Source organism: Xenorhabdus sp. SGI 60 (genome assembly GCF_056632175.1).
Genome location: NZ_CP196860.1, coordinates 1225058 through 1239247, shown reverse-complemented (window position 1 = coordinate 1239247; position 14190 = coordinate 1225058). Strand labels below are relative to the sequence as shown.

Here is a 14190-nt window from a genome sequence, read left to right as displayed (position 1 = left end):
AGTTACCTATTATCCCGTTGAATTGTATTTTCTAGCGACTGCTTCCTGTTACTTTCTGCCACAATTCTAACTGTACATTAATTTTAATTACATCAATTTATTTTTTATCCCATTTCTCCACGGAAGTCAGTATACCACGCAGGATATTCAGCTCTTGGGTTTCTGGCCGGGCACGAGTATAAAGACGTCTTAATTTATTCATTATCTGGCCCGGATGCGCTTTGCGAATGAAACCAGACTCTTGCAACACCTGTTCAAGGTGCTGATAAAAACGCTCCATATCTTCGACAGGGGGATACTCGACTTCGTGCTCTGGAGACGTTGCTTCTTCTAATTGCGCTTGAGCCACAAGGTATGCCATGCGAATTTCATAGCTAACCAACTGAACCGCCATCGCCAAATTCAACGAACCATATTCCGGGTTGGTTGGGATATAAAGGTGATAATTACACTTCTGCAACTCTTCGTTAGTCAAGCCAACACGCTCACGGCCAAAGACAATAGCAACTGGAGAGTGGCTGGCAGTTTCGACACAGCGTTCACCACATTCACGTGGCTCAACCATCGGCCAGGATAGGGTTCGGGAACGAGCACTGGTACCAATGACTAACTCACACCCAGCCAATGCCTCATCCAACGAATTCACAATCGTTGCATTGCCGATAACATCACTTGCACCGGCTGAAAGTGCAACAGCGTGAGAATCAGGTTGGACAAGCGGATTCACCAGATACAGATTGGTCAATCCCATTGTTTTCATGGCCCTGGCGGTTGATCCCATGTTCCCTGTATGGGAAGTTTCTACCAGAATAATGCGGATATTCTCTAACATGACGGCTTTTAAATTCAGTATAAGAGCCGAATATCTTAACACAGCATTAGTCATTTTGACGAACTACTGCTATAATGCGCGCCAATTTATTTCCCGTTCTTTAAAATTCTGGTGGAAGATACCCATGCATCCGATGCTAAACATCGCTATACGCGCTGCGCGTAAGGCCGGCAACTACATTGCCAAAAGCTACGAAACTCCTGATGCTGTTGAAGCAAGCCAAAAAGGCAGTAATGATTTCGTTACCAATGTTGATCGTGAAGCAGAAAAGCTGATCATTGACATCATCCGTAAATCTTACCCTAAGCATACGATTATCACCGAAGAAAGTGGTGATCACATAGGAGAAGAGGATGACTTCCAATGGGTTATCGATCCACTGGATGGCACCACCAACTTTATTAAACGTCTTCCCCATTTTGCTGTTTCCATTGCTGTGCGCATTAAAGGCCGCACAGAAGTGTCCGTGGTTTACGATCCAATGCGCAATGAGCTGTTCACTGCAACTCGAGGTCAAGGCGCTCAATTGAACGGTTATCGTCTGCGTGGTACTAATGCCCGTGATCTGGATGGAACTATCCTTGCGACCGGTTTCCCATTCAAAACCAAGCAGCACACTATTCCTTATATGAATGTACTGAATAAATTATTCGATCGCTGTGCAGATTTCCGTCGCACGGGTTCTGCGGCGCTGGATATGGCGTATGTTGCTGCCGGACGGGTAGATGGTTTCTTCGAAATTGGCCTGAAACCTTGGGATTTCTTCGGCGGTGAATTGTTGGTACGTGAATCAGGTTGTATTGTCACTGATTTCGTTGGTGGCCATAACTATGTCTCCTCTGGCAATATCGTTGCAGGTAGCCCACGTATCGTTAAAGACATTCTGTCTGAAATGCGTGAAGAATTGACTGAAGCATTGAAACGTTAATTCGTTATTATTGAATAAATATAATTTGAGCAATGTTATTTTTAGGGCACCTCTCAGGTGCCCTTTTTTCTTATTTTCGTTTTTTATTAGCGCGAAAGTGAATGGGCTTCAACTTTTGGTCTCAGGAAGAGGGCGGGCAACGCAACCAGCGCCATCACCCAAAATATGCCACTTCCTATCTGCTCATACATGAAACCCGCAATCATACTCATGACGGCAATACCGCCTCCCATAGCTAAAGCAGAGTAAGTTGCCTGCAACCGGATGATTTCGTTTTCTTTTCTGGCACCAATAAAACGCATCGCTGCCAAATGGCAAACGGTAAAAGTACCACAATGCAGGATTTGAATAATAATAAGCACCGATAATTCCGTTGAGGTTCCCATGAGTCCCCAGCGAACAACCCCACAAATCCCCGACAATAACAGCAAATTACGGGCACTCCAACGACGGAATAATCGCTTGCTAAAAGTAAAGATAATAACTTCAGCCACCACTCCCAACGACCAGAGATAACCAATAGTTGATGAGGAATAACCCGCTTGCTCCCAATAAATGGAACCAAAACTGTAATATCCCGCATGGGCAGCCTGCAATAAAGTTACACAGAGTAAAAACCGCCACACTGACTTTTCGGATAAGAGTTCTTTAAAAGAAACGGCATTGGTATTGGCGGCTTTAATCTTACCTACCGGCATGATGGAAGGTTTTAACATCATTCCCAGTAACATAGTTGTAACGCTGAATAGCAAAAAAGCCAGAATGATATGATGTGTGCCAAATAACTCGTTGCCAACCCAATGATTCAAACTATCAAACGATATATTCCAACCAAAATTCAGGCTGCTGATTGAGAGATTGATACCATTGGCAGACATCAATATGCCCGTCAACGAAGAACTAATCACAAATGCAATCGAACCCCAAACCCTTACCTTGCCATAATCAAAGGTAAACTGCTTTTGCCATGTTCCCGCCAAAGCATCTGATAAGGGAACTAGTGGTGAGAAGAATAAGTTGAAACCAACCATGACAAAGAAAAGCCATACCCAATAGCTACCGAATGCAAAACCAATAGCGAAAAGCAATGCCAATAATGAGAGGAGACGCAATGCATTAATTAATTTAGCGGGGTTTTTCACCGTAGGAGAGATAACCAGACTACCGACAAAACGAGCTACCATGCCAACACCTAGCAAAATACCTATCATTGAGGCATCAATGCCTTCACCTTTTAACCAGACAGACCAAAAAGGCAAGAATATACCGTAGGAGAAAAAATAGGTGAAATAGCCCAAGCCCAACCAAAATGTCGATGGAACAACCATCCAAATGCCCCCGTTTTTGATACAAAAAACCCGCTCAAAACTAACGTTATGAGTCGGGCTTATTACTAAACTACATCTTATTTAAATTAGGCGTAAACCGGATATTTTGCGCAGATGTCCAATACTTTTTGCTTAACGCGTTCAATGGTTGCTTCATCATTGATGTTATCCAGCACATCACACATCCAGCCCGCCAGCTCGCGAGATTCGGTTTCTTTGAAACCACGACGGGTAATTGCCGGTGTCCCAATACGGATACCAGAGGTGACGAATGGGCTGCGTGGATCGTTAGGAACACTGTTTTTGTTCACAGTGATATTGGCACGTCCCAAGGCCGCATCAGCATCTTTACCCGTAATGTCTTTGTCCACCAGATCCAGCAAGAACAGATGGTTTTCGGTTTTGCCAGAAACCACTTTGTAACCACGTTGCAAGAATACGTCTACCATCTCTTTAGCGTTCTTGGCGACTTGTTGTTGGTAAGCTTTGAATTCAGGCTCCATCGCTTCTTTCAATGCAACGGCCTTACCGGCAATCACATGCATCAACGGGCCACCCTGGGAACCCGGGAAGACAGAGGAATTCAGTTTCTTGTAAAACTCTTCATCGCCACCCTTCGCCAAAATCAAGCCACCACGTGGGCCAGCCAATGTTTTGTGCGTTGTTGTTGTCACAACGTGTGCATGAGGTACTGGGTTTGGATAAACTCCTGCGGCAACCAGACCCGCTACGTGAGCCATATCAACGAACAGATAGGCACCGACTTCATCCGCAATTTCACGCATCTTCGCCCAATCGACAACGCCAGAATACGCAGAGAAGCCACCGATGATCATTTTAGGCTGATGTTTTTGCGCTTGATTACGAATATCGTCGTAATCGATTTTGCCATTTTCATCAATACCATAAGGCACGATGTTATAAAGTTTACCAGAGAAGTTAACCGGAGAACCGTGAGTCAGATGGCCACCGTGCGCCAGGTTCATCCCTAAAACCGTATCGCCGGGTTTTAGCAGTGTCATATACACCGCAGCATTTGCCTGAGAACCAGAGTGTGGCTGGACATTAGCATAATCTGCACCAAACAGCGCTTTTGCGCGGTCAATCGCAAGCTGTTCAACCACATCGACATACTCACAGCCACCGTAGTAACGTTTACCCGGATAACCTTCCGCATACTTGTTAGTAAGCTGAGAGCCTTGTGCCTGCATTACTCTTGGGCTGGTGTAGTTTTCAGAAGCAATCAATTCAATGTGTTCTTCTTGACGACAAACCTCCTGTTCCATCGCTTGCCACAGTTCGGGATCGTAATTCGCAATATTCATTTCACGCTTTAACATTGGGTTCTCCTGACTCAGCTACATCTCTAAAAAAATACCCCTGAGGGCCAGAATGGCACACAGTGTAAACTCTTTTTATCGAATGAGATAGTCTTGACAAAATAAATTACGCAAACGTTTGCATCAAGTGTTAGTGGTCGATTAGCAGTTAAATAACGGGTTGTTTTGCTAATGATTACGGATTTATTACTGATATTTGTGATCCTGATCGGGATCAACAATAACAAAACCACTATTTTTTTGATTTAAAGAAAGATAATCCTCTTTTCTTGAGCTGGCATATTCCCAAACTCTATAAGTTGCATTTAAAATGCAATTTATAAATTTCAGCATTATGTGAGAAAATTTCAGGAGATCCCCATGCTAGATAATCAGGTTATCGCAACCATAAAATCGACCATTCCACTAATTATTTCTACAGGCCCTCAGCTCACTGCACATTTTTACGAACGTATGTTCAAGCACCATCCTGAATTAAAAGATATTTTTAATATGAGTCACCAGATCAATGGTGATCAGCGTGAAGCCCTTTTCAGTGCCCTTTGTGCTTATGCTGGCAATATCGATAACCTGCCGGCGCTCTTACCTGCCGTAGAAAAAATCGCCCATAAACATGCCAGCCTTAACATTCAGCCTGAGCATTATCAAATTGTAGGTACGCACCTGCTGGCGACCATTGATGAACTATTTCATCCCGGTGATGACGTTCTCAACGCTTGGGAAAAAGCCTACAACATATTGGCTAATGTCTTTATCAATCGGGAAGAGGAAATCTATCAAGGCGGTGAGTCTCTGGAGGGCGGTTGGCGTGATCTGCGTCAGTTCCGTGTTAGCCGGAAACAACCACAAAGTGATGTCATTACTAGCTTTGAGTTTGTGCCTGTTGATGGTGGCAAGGTCATGGATTACAAGCCAGGGCAATATTTGGCGATCTATATAGAAGATCCAACACTTGAAAACCGTGAAATCCGCCAATATTCACTGACCGCCGCGCCAAATAGCACCAGTTATCAAATTGCCATTAAACGTGAATCTCAGGGCAAGGTTTCAAACCACATGCACGATAAAGTACAAGAAGGGGATATTGTGATGCTGGCAGCACCACACGGTGATTTCTTCCTTGACGTGCAATCTGATACACCAGTGACGCTGATTTCTGCCGGGGTTGGTTTGACACCGATGATGAGTATGCTGCAATCCTTGCATAACCAGCATCATATTGGCTCAGTAAATTGGTTCCATGCCGCAGAGCATGGTGGTCATCACGCTTTCGCGAATAACGTGAATGAGATTTCCCAGTCCATGCCTAATCTGTATTCACAAGTTTGGTATCGTGAACCCAGAGACCTCGATCAGAAAGGCGTACATTATCAACATACCGGACTTATGGATTTGTCTCTCGTGCGAGACGCAATAGCGGTAGAAGGGATGCACTTCTATTTCTGTGGGCCTGTGGCTTTCATGCAACATATCGCCAAACAGTTGCTGGCAATGGGCATTGATGAACAACATATCCATTATGAATGTTTTGGCCCACACAAAGTCATTTAGTACGGTTTTCTAATACACCCGAATTCTGGATAACAAGTTAAACTAAAAGCCTGTTCCAGGATCAATATTTTTGACTAATAAAATGTCGATCTAAAAAAGAACAGGCTATGGACAAATTAGTTGAAGTTTTTGTGATGTCGATGATTTTTGCCACTTTAGTAAAATAACGAGATGCTCGACTTTTTATGATGAGTTGAAATGACATAGCCGCTCCTTTATAACTTTAAATCGCCAAAAATAGAGAAATAAAGGAACAAAAGGCTATGTCACAGCAAGATTTTATCATTTGGGTGTTTTGTTGGGTAGACGATAATTTAACGGCGTTACAGCAAGGCACACGATTACGAAGCCGGGGGCACCCACATAAATGAGCGATGCCGAAGTCATCACGATGGAAGTGATTGGTGAATTCTTAGGGTTTTCAACAGATAAAGGGATTTGGAAATACTTTTTTGACCACTGGCGCGAGTGGTTTCCGGGACGGGCTCACGCGCCAATTTTGCTAAACAGGCGGCAAATCTTTGGGTTGTCAAACAAAAGCTGCAAGAGCAGCTGGCGACGTTATTGGGTGTGCTCGACAGACCGGTGCATATTATCGACGGATTTCCCCTGCCCGTCTGTGGATTCAAAAGAGCGAAAGGCAGCGCCAACTTTAAAGGGCAAGCGGATTATGGATATTGTGCCGCCAGAACGAAACATACTACGGCTTTAAGGGGCATCTGATGATAGATGAAACCGGCGTAGTCACGGGGCTCACGTTAACACCTGCGAGCGTCAGTGAGCGTGAAGCGGCCTGGGATTTGTCTGTCCCGATAAAAGGCTATTTGCTGGGCGATAAAGGGTATTTAGGCGTTGAGTTTAAACAGGAAATGAAAAAGCAGGGCATTGAGATGATTACGCCGGTGCGTGCCAGTATGGATGATCCGATTCCCCAGGGAAATCAGAAAGCGTATTAATGACAAACGCCGTTTAATTGAAACCGTGATTGGTCAACTCGCCGGGCAATTTGCTATCGAGAAGTGCTGGGCGCGGGATTTGTGGCATTTGGGTAATCGAATTGCCAGAAAACTGCTTTCTCACACGTTGGGTATTTTTGCCAATTTTAAACAAGGTAAAAGTCAACGCGACTGGCTTCAACAAGCCAACGTTATAGGATGTTAAAGTCGAGCATCGCGTTAACTTTTTATCTTTTTAACCTTGTGCTGTGTGCTGGGGACAAGTGTTTTGTTTATTTTTTATTATTTAAATCAATATCTTGATGTTTATTTTCTGCTTTGGGACGTGTGCGAAAATATGTCTGGGACGACGTTTCTATAGTATTTTATTTTATAAATCATATAGTTAAGTGTTTTTGGGACGTCGGGACGACATTTTTTGCGAAAAACTTAAATATATAATGCGTTTACTTGGGTATTTGGGTTTTGGTAGTAAGTGTTTTTGTAGTGTAGCCGACTTACTACCAAACATACTACCAAAACTATCGAGTTATAACGATGCTAAACGAATATAAACAGGCAATAAAAAAGCCCTAAGTCATTATGATTTAGGGCTTTTTCTTTTACTTTCGGTGTATTCCGATGATTTCCGAATACAAAAATGGTGGAGCTGGCGGGAGTTGAACCCGCGTCCGAAATTCCTACATACTAATTTAATAGCATTAAAAACAATATATTATTTTATTTTTCATGTGGTTATTCTTATTTTGTGTCATTCGGTTTTATGTGTTTTTATTTATCTGTCGCCAAATCGCCGCCATAAATTAGCGGTTCCAGTTGAGATTGTGAAGGGGGTTTTTTGTTACTGCATCTTCCAAGTGATCGGGCGCAAAGTGAGCGTAAATCATAGTCATTTTAATATCGGCATGACCTAGAATATCCCTCAATACCAATATGTTTCCGCCATTCATCATAAAGTGGCTAGCGAAAGTATGACGCAGAACATGAGTGCATTGTCCTTCAGGTAGGTCAATCCCCGCACGTTTAACTGCTCGTTCAAAGGCTTTTCGGCAGGGGGTAAATATTTTTCCTCTGTTTTTAGGGAGTTCCTCGTACAAATCCTGAGATATCGGAACGGTTCTGTTTTTCTTACCTTTGGTTTTTGTATAGGTGATTCGGTACCTTGTTATTTGATGACCCTGTAGATTTTCGGCTTCACTCCAGCGTGCCCCGGTAGCTAAACAAACTTTCGCAATCATTAACAGGCTGGAGTTTTGGGAATCGGCGCAGGCATCAAGTAAGCGCTTAATTTCTTCCGGCGCTAAGAACGCCAGTTCACCTTCTGCGATTTTAAATGTTGGTAGACCTGCAAGCGGGTTGGGCGCAGGCCAGTGGCCTAATTTTTTCAGAGTGCTAAAAACAGATGATAGGTTGCGCTGTTCAAGGTTCACTGTTCGGGGCTTAACTGGCGACATCAGCGTACCTTCTTCATTTTTAACCTCACCTTTTAACCGGGCTTCTCGGTATTTTGTGAAGTCACCTGCCGTTAACTCTGAGGCAATGGGATCGCCCAGCCCATTACAGATAATGTTCAGTTTCGCCATTAGTCGTTTTGGGTCAGCAAGAGTCTGCCCGTAAAGTGAATGCCATTGTTCAATTATTTCGGACAAGTGTCGCCGATCTTCCTTTTCACCCAGCCAGGGCTTTTTATTCACCTCTTCCATAGTGAAGTTTTCGAAAGCGATGGCCTCGCCTTTTGTCGCAAACTGCTTACGTAGGCGTTTGCCGTCACGCCCGTTTGGGTAGCATTCACACAACCACTTTCCGTTCGGCTGCTTTCTAATAGTCATGATCAGATGCTCTTTATGACTTTTACAGCGCGTCCAATGATATCAATATCATCAATGGAGCATTCGAAAGACGATTCATCTTGGTGAACGATAATTTTATTACCGGGGATGCGCGCAACTTTGGCTATGTTTTTCATTCCATCAATATCTATCAGCCAGTAGCCATTACTTACTTTTTTTACTGATTTATCAACAATATAGAAACATTCAGCGGTTTTAACATAAAGGTAGTTATCAGCTTCTCCAGGGATCAGACTGTGGTCTAGGAAAACTTCATCGTGTTCAAGAAGCGCGCCGTTCTCGATTTTTACTTGCCTTATGGATGGGGTAATTAGTTTCGATAACGGCCTAATTGTTGCTTGAGTCTCGTTTTTGGACTTATTTTCATTATCTACCGTTGGGTGCATTTCTCCTTGCCCTGTTGCTAGCCAGAGCAAAGATGTGCCCGTTTCTAGAGCGCACTGGACAACCCAATCAGCAGGGAAGCTGTCACGTAATAGCCTGTTTGCCATAGTGCTTTTCGACGCTCCCAGATGCTTAACCAATGCTATTTGGGTATCGAACCCATAGGCAGCCATCAGCCGGTTGACGGCTTCTCTGCCTCCCGTATCCACACCTGAAGTGATCTTCAAATTAAACCCTCCGCTTGACAATGCAATATCAGGACTGTATTTTTATCTTAAACTTCTAATATGAGAGTTTAGAAGTTGGAATTAAACAACGTAAAACGAACTAAAACTAAGAGATAATGCACTATGAGCATAGATATATCAATTCATGTACCAAAAGAGCTGGCAACACCTGCAGAGTTCGCGGAATGGGAAGGTATTTCTCGCGGTTCTGTTTACCAGAAAATCCATCATGGGAAACTCGCTAAGTACATGGTTAAAAAGGAAAAAAATAAGGGGCGTGTAAGCCTACGCTATCTGATGTACAAAGCTGATCAGATTCGTGAATCTCTTGGTCATTCCAATTTTCGTATCATCGTTGGTTAGTAATACCAATTATAGGAACTTTTGGAGAACTAAAACAATGTTTGACTATCGAGTATCAAAACAATTGCACTTTGATAACGCATGTCGTGCTTTCTCCAATGCACACAAAGGCGATTTAGTTCAGATTGCAACTGCCATCGGAATGAATCCGCAAATGTTACGCAATAAGCTAAACCCTGAGCAGCCTCACATGCTGACTTGTGTTGACTTAATGAAGTTAACGGATGCCACAGAAGACGCCTCCATTCTGGATGGTCTGCTGGAGCAGTTGCAGTGTCAGCCCGCCGTGCCGGTGAATGAAGTATGCGATGCCAATATGCCAAGCTACCTGTTAGGAGCAACAGCAGAAGTGGGCAAGCTGGCAAGTGAGGCTGTTTCGGGTGAGCATCTTAACCAGACCCGTGTCGCGGAGTTTAAGAAGACGGTTAATAACGCAGTGCGGTTATTAACATTAGCAGGGGTGACAATTTCATCACGGTTGCATTCTAACCCTACATTTAATTCAGCGGTTGATGTTATGGCAGGCATGGGTGCATCCTTGGTTTAAGATGAGGTAAAGCAAATGAACACGGAATACCAATTTGAATCAACAGAACAGCGGGCGGTTAAACTTGCCTTTGATGTTCGCGTAAATGGTCTAAATCAACTGGCAAAAATCAGGCAGCAACATTTGAAAGCGGGTAACGAGCAATTAAAGACTTTTATTGATGAGATGCGTAATAAACGCAATCCGAATTATGTCGATAATATTCGTGTGCTGGCAGCCATATTCTTTCTTGCTCATATTCCAAAAGAACGGCATGAGCTGGAATTAAACGAATTTAATCTTGAAGAACGCAGTGAGTTAATTAAAGCCATCAATAAAATTAAGGCAGTTGTTCCATTATTACCCACAGGGTTATCACTGCCTAATTAAATAACAATAATTACTGATTTATTTTTAATGGCGTCAACACGTCAGGGATTCTTTTTATCTTAAAACAGGAAATCAAAAAATGAATATACCCGAACCCATATTTATCCCCGTTAATTTAACGGCGATGTTCACGCCATCATTCTGGCGGATTGCATTCAACAAAACCGCGAAGATGAAAGACGCCCGCGCAGACGTTGAAAAGCAAAGATCAAAGACCGTTTAGATTGCTACGCCGTGGCGGAGTTGCTGGAAAGTGAAGCCTGTGAAATCGAGCGTCAGGCGCAGGAGTGGAATTATGTTTGAGGCTGATGATATCGACCGCGCCAGCGAATACGCAGCGGCAACACTGGAACGTCAGATTACTGCGCATGTTAACCGTTGGGTCGGAGATTCAGCGCTTGAGTGTGAAGACTGTGGCGAAGTGATCCCCGAAATGCGCCGTGTTCAGGCATTGGGCTGTACACGCTGTGTGGATTGTCAGGGTGATTTTGAACTAATTAAGAAATATTACCGGAGTTAATAAGATGAACTTCTTACGTCGAGTTTTTGTTACTGAGCAAGAATTTAATATCATTAAAAATAATCGAGTTGTGGGTGTTGCTAATACGTTTGAGGAAGGACTGACTGCAAAACAGTTAGAGGTAGCGGGTCAATTTTTTATTTTTAAGCATATTAATATTGAATGCCTTTTCGATGATACCGCTTTACCTGCTACTGCATTACCCGGCGAGTTAATTCTGATCACGATGAGAGATGAAGAGGGATTGAGTGATAAATCTTCACCTCGTATCACGATACAAATAGAGGATGTGTATCATCTTATTAATCGAATGAGCGCACCTAATGAGGTCTGTATTAATTTTTATGAATACTCGTTATTAACACCTGCCTATTTCTGCAATGAAGTTGCAGAGGTTTGTGAGTGAACCCCGTACCCCAATACAACAAATTCAGCCAGCGATGCCAAAAATAGCAACGCTGGCTGAACGCATTATATGGGAAGCAAACCCAGACGATTACACATGGTGTTTTCAGCAAATACTTAGGAACCTGCCGGACTCGTTGGCTTTAGTTTACTTTGCCAAAACGCTAATATTTTCTTTAGGTCAGGCCACGAACGCTGGCCAAGGCATCTTGAGCCAGTACATTCATTGAGGTATATACCACGGTTCAATCTGGTCAGTGAGCAATATCAGTTTCAAAGTGAACTGGGGGGAGATAATGCTCTTTTATTGAACAACTTGATCGCCTTGCCACATTAGGACGCAAGGAGATAAAGAACGTTGGCAAATAACGTTTCTCGCTATATGTCTAAACAGCTATGAGTTCTATCTCAGTGAATTACCAACACCTGCGACGCGAAGAAGGAAAGGGCGCCGTCAGTTAATTTCGGTTTATACCCAACTGGCGAAATCAGCCCAACAAATTGGCACATCTGCCCCTTACTCACAGCAATTTGCTAAAGGCCGTTCTTCTGAAGTGATTAAGCCGTGGATCGCCGCCAGTGTGCTGCGCATGAAATGACAGATCAATCGTGGTTATGCCTGCTTAAAGCGTATGTCGTGACATTCGCGCCGAAAAAAAGCATATGGCGATTGGCGTGGGTCAGGTTCAGAAAGTGCGGCTTCTTCCTATGTTTCCCGTAAGACCCCTTGCATGAGTGGACAGAGCAAAAGCTTCGCCGTAACTGGGAGTTTCTGAAAGAGTTTGAACTGGAAAATGAAGACGGTGACCGGGTTTCATACTCATTGATAAGGTGTTAAGGTAGCATTGCTAACCCTGCCGTTCGTCGTTGTGAACTGATGGTGCGTCAGCGTGGATTTGAAGATTTAGCGATGAAATGGGCTGTGTCGGTGATTTTTATACCATCACTGCCCCTTCTAAATATCACTCTGTTACATAGGGGCGGCGGTCTTTGTAAAAGTAACTGGAACGGTTGCAAGCCCACGGATACCCGAGAGTATTTATGTCGTGTCTGGGCAAAAATCCGTGCTGCTTATTCCTGCGTGCTGGCATCAGTGTATTTTCGGTTTTCGGGTGGTTGAGCCTCATCATGATGGCACACCACACTGGCACCTGTTGTTATTTATGCTGCCTGAATATTTCGAACAAATGCGCGGTATTGTTCGCAAGTATGCGATGCAGGAAGATGCCCACGAGTTGAATGCAGCAACAGTGGAGGCAGCCCGCAATGCCCGTTTTCCTGGTGAAACCGATTGATCCAAAGAAAGGGTAGGCAACCGGCTATATCGCTAAATACATTTCAAAGAATATTGATGGCTACGCACTGGATGGCGAAATAGATAACGAGATCAGGCGTTGAAAAAGAGATATGTCACGTTCCGTGACTGCCTGGGCGAGTCGCTGGCGTATTCGTCAGTTCCAGCAGATTGGCGGTGCTCCGGTATCTGTCTGGCGCGAGCTGCGTCGCTTACGCGGTGACGAGCAAGATTTTACCGCGATGTAGCATGCGATTAACGGCGGTTCATGATTTGCGGCGGATATGGGTCACTGGTCAGCCTATACTGAATGTTCAGGGTGGGCCACTGGTTGCCCGTAAAAATCTCACTGTGCGTTTGGCCTATGAAATCACAGAGCAAGCGCATAATGCCTATGGTGAAGATGTTGTCAGCGTATTTCTGGTGTTTACTCGCCCCGTCTGGGCGAGTCTTCTTCTTTTGTTACCCGTGCGGTGAAGCTGGAAGATTGTGCCGAAATCCCCACCGCTAGCTGCGGACAAGGGTCTTGACCTTGACCTTGCTTCCTCTTGGAGTTCTGTCAATAACTGTACGGGGTTGTCTGGTTCGGTCAATAGCAGTAGTGACGGACTCATTGAGAAAATCATTGATTATGCCGATTCGGTCGGCATGGATTTCAGCCGATTTATGGCGAAGTCATTAACCATAGCCGGAAAAATCAGCATAGACGGGCAGCCATTTAAGTTATGGACGAATGGCAGCTTTATGCCTATGGAGTCAGAACGGCAAAAACAGGTGCGCCGCGACAAGTTGCGGGCGCGAATTAATCAACTTGGGGAAATGAGGAAACTATGACAACGTCTATCGAACAGCAAGGATTTAAGGTTACACAAGGAAATTAAATATAAACCATCCAGCGCCACCAAAACAGCCTTATTGCTCTAAAAAGAATCTAAGTTTACATATTGATTTAAAAGTCATTTTTACAATCAAAAATCAATTTACGCGTGGTTTTTAGTGAAAAATTCTAGAAATATCGGCTAAGTCACACAATTAAATATTACCTAATGCAATTAATTCAGAGAGCAATTATATTAATTACATCTGTTTATATATACAGTATTACAAGTGTCGTATTTCAAATAGTAGGAATAAAATGTTAGATCTTTAAACACCTCCATTCTTTTAGACCGTATTGAATTAATTTGCAAAATGGGAGGTTCGGAATATTTAAATGATAATGACAGGCAGATTGCCCTGTTCTGGCTTGGCGATTTGATTAAGCAAGTCAAAAGTGAGCTGGAAACCCAAAGAGAA

General features: G+C 43.7%; 19 protein-coding genes and 1 pseudogene. 15 read left to right on the top strand and 5 right to left on the bottom strand.

The genetic code is table 11. From position 1 onward, the window contains the following. Positions 1-97 precede the first annotated feature (97 nt). On the bottom strand, positions 98-832 hold the full coding sequence (trmJ, locus tag ACSJJG_RS06075) for a tRNA (cytosine(32)/uridine(32)-2'-O)-methyltransferase TrmJ (protein ID WP_481088782.1): 735 nt from the start codon (positions 830-832) through the stop codon (positions 98-100). Positions 833-956: 124 nt separating this feature from the next. Between trmJ and suhB the strand changes: the two genes are divergently transcribed. Further along, complete coding sequence (gene suhB / locus ACSJJG_RS06070; RefSeq protein ID WP_481090387.1) at positions 957-1760, top strand: inositol-1-monophosphatase; 804 nt, start codon at positions 957-959, stop codon at positions 1758-1760. Positions 1761-1846: 86 nt separating this feature from the next. Here the strand turns inward: suhB and ACSJJG_RS06065 are convergent, their stop codons facing one another. Further along, positions 1847-3088 carry a 3-phenylpropionate MFS transporter gene (locus tag ACSJJG_RS06065; protein ID WP_481088781.1) on the bottom strand — a complete coding sequence of 414 codons (1242 nt, stop codon included), beginning with the start codon at positions 3086-3088 and terminating at the stop codon, positions 1847-1849. Positions 3089-3174: 86 nt separating this feature from the next. Further along, positions 3175-4428, bottom strand: coding sequence for a serine hydroxymethyltransferase (gene glyA, locus ACSJJG_RS06060; RefSeq protein ID WP_481088780.1), 1254 nt, complete (start codon positions 4426-4428; stop codon positions 3175-3177). A 360-nt stretch (positions 4429-4788) separates the two neighbouring features. On the opposite strand from glyA, the gene hmpA reads away from it, so the two are divergent. Both hmpA and ACSJJG_RS06050 read left to right on the top strand, forming a co-directional pair. Next, positions 4789-5979, top strand: a complete 1191-nt coding sequence (gene hmpA, locus ACSJJG_RS06055) for an NO-inducible flavohemoprotein (protein WP_481088779.1) — start codon at positions 4789-4791, stop codon at positions 5977-5979. A gap of 263 nt (positions 5980-6242) precedes the next feature. Continuing rightward, positions 6243-7140 (top strand): annotated as a pseudogene (locus ACSJJG_RS06050) (IS982 family transposase). 598 nt (positions 7141-7738) lie between these two features. Here the strand turns inward: ACSJJG_RS06050 and ACSJJG_RS06045 are convergent. Then, entirely contained in the window at positions 7739-8764 is a 1026-nt protein-coding gene (locus ACSJJG_RS06045; RefSeq protein WP_189761296.1) for a site-specific integrase, read from the bottom strand. Positions 8765-8766: 2 nt separating this feature from the next. Further along, positions 8767-9396, bottom strand: a complete 630-nt coding sequence (locus ACSJJG_RS06040; protein WP_223281886.1) for a phage repressor protein CI — start codon at positions 9394-9396, stop codon at positions 8767-8769. Positions 9397-9519: 123 nt separating this feature from the next. On the opposite strand from ACSJJG_RS06040, the gene ACSJJG_RS06035 reads away from it, so the two are divergent. The 12 genes from ACSJJG_RS06035 to ACSJJG_RS05980 all read left to right on the top strand — a co-directional run bounded on the left by ACSJJG_RS06035 (position 9520) and on the right by ACSJJG_RS05980 (position 13728). After that, positions 9520-9759, top strand: coding sequence for a Rha family transcriptional regulator (locus ACSJJG_RS06035; protein ID WP_189761295.1), 240 nt, complete (start codon positions 9520-9522; stop codon positions 9757-9759). Between the two features lie 37 nt (positions 9760-9796). After that, positions 9797-10306: a phage regulatory CII family protein gene (locus tag ACSJJG_RS06030; protein ID WP_481088778.1), complete on the top strand. Its 510-nt coding sequence runs from the start codon at positions 9797-9799 to the stop codon at positions 10304-10306. A 15-nt stretch (positions 10307-10321) separates the two neighbouring features. Beyond that, complete coding sequence (locus ACSJJG_RS06025) at positions 10322-10675, top strand: DUF5347 family protein (protein WP_481088777.1); 354 nt, start codon at positions 10322-10324, stop codon at positions 10673-10675. A 79-nt stretch (positions 10676-10754) separates the two neighbouring features. Then, positions 10755-10898, top strand: a complete 144-nt coding sequence (locus ACSJJG_RS06020) for a hypothetical protein (protein ID WP_481088776.1) — start codon at positions 10755-10757, stop codon at positions 10896-10898. Between the two features lie 72 nt (positions 10899-10970). Further along, positions 10971-11195 carry a TraR/DksA family transcriptional regulator gene (locus tag ACSJJG_RS06015; protein WP_481088775.1) on the top strand — a complete coding sequence of 75 codons (225 nt, stop codon included), beginning with the start codon at positions 10971-10973 and terminating at the stop codon, positions 11193-11195. Between the two features lie 4 nt (positions 11196-11199). After that, positions 11200-11601 (top strand): hypothetical protein, encoded by a 402-nt coding sequence (locus ACSJJG_RS06010; RefSeq protein WP_481088754.1) that lies wholly within the window; start codon positions 11200-11202, stop codon positions 11599-11601. Next, complete coding sequence (locus ACSJJG_RS06005) at positions 11594-11830, top strand: hypothetical protein (protein ID WP_481088774.1); 237 nt, start codon at positions 11594-11596, stop codon at positions 11828-11830. The genes ACSJJG_RS06010 and ACSJJG_RS06005 overlap by 8 nt, the downstream gene beginning before the upstream one ends. A gap of 647 nt (positions 11831-12477) precedes the next feature. Then, on the top strand, positions 12478-12720 hold the full coding sequence (locus ACSJJG_RS06000; protein WP_481088773.1) for a hypothetical protein: 243 nt from the start codon (positions 12478-12480) through the stop codon (positions 12718-12720). Continuing rightward, positions 12647-12895 carry a replication endonuclease gene (locus ACSJJG_RS05995; protein WP_481088772.1) on the top strand — a complete coding sequence of 83 codons (249 nt, stop codon included), beginning with the start codon at positions 12647-12649 and terminating at the stop codon, positions 12893-12895. Before ACSJJG_RS06000 ends, ACSJJG_RS05995 begins: the two co-directional genes overlap by 74 nt. Before the next feature lie 112 nt (positions 12896-13007). After that, positions 13008-13142: a hypothetical protein gene (locus tag ACSJJG_RS05990; protein WP_481088771.1), complete on the top strand. Its 135-nt coding sequence runs from the start codon at positions 13008-13010 to the stop codon at positions 13140-13142. 1 nt (position 13143) lies between these two features. Next, positions 13144-13371, top strand: a complete 228-nt coding sequence (locus ACSJJG_RS05985) for a hypothetical protein (protein ID WP_481088770.1) — start codon at positions 13144-13146, stop codon at positions 13369-13371. A 12-nt stretch (positions 13372-13383) separates the two neighbouring features. Beyond that, positions 13384-13728 carry a hypothetical protein gene (locus tag ACSJJG_RS05980; protein ID WP_481088769.1) on the top strand — a complete coding sequence of 115 codons (345 nt, stop codon included), beginning with the start codon at positions 13384-13386 and terminating at the stop codon, positions 13726-13728. Positions 13729-14190: the final 462 nt, after the last annotated feature.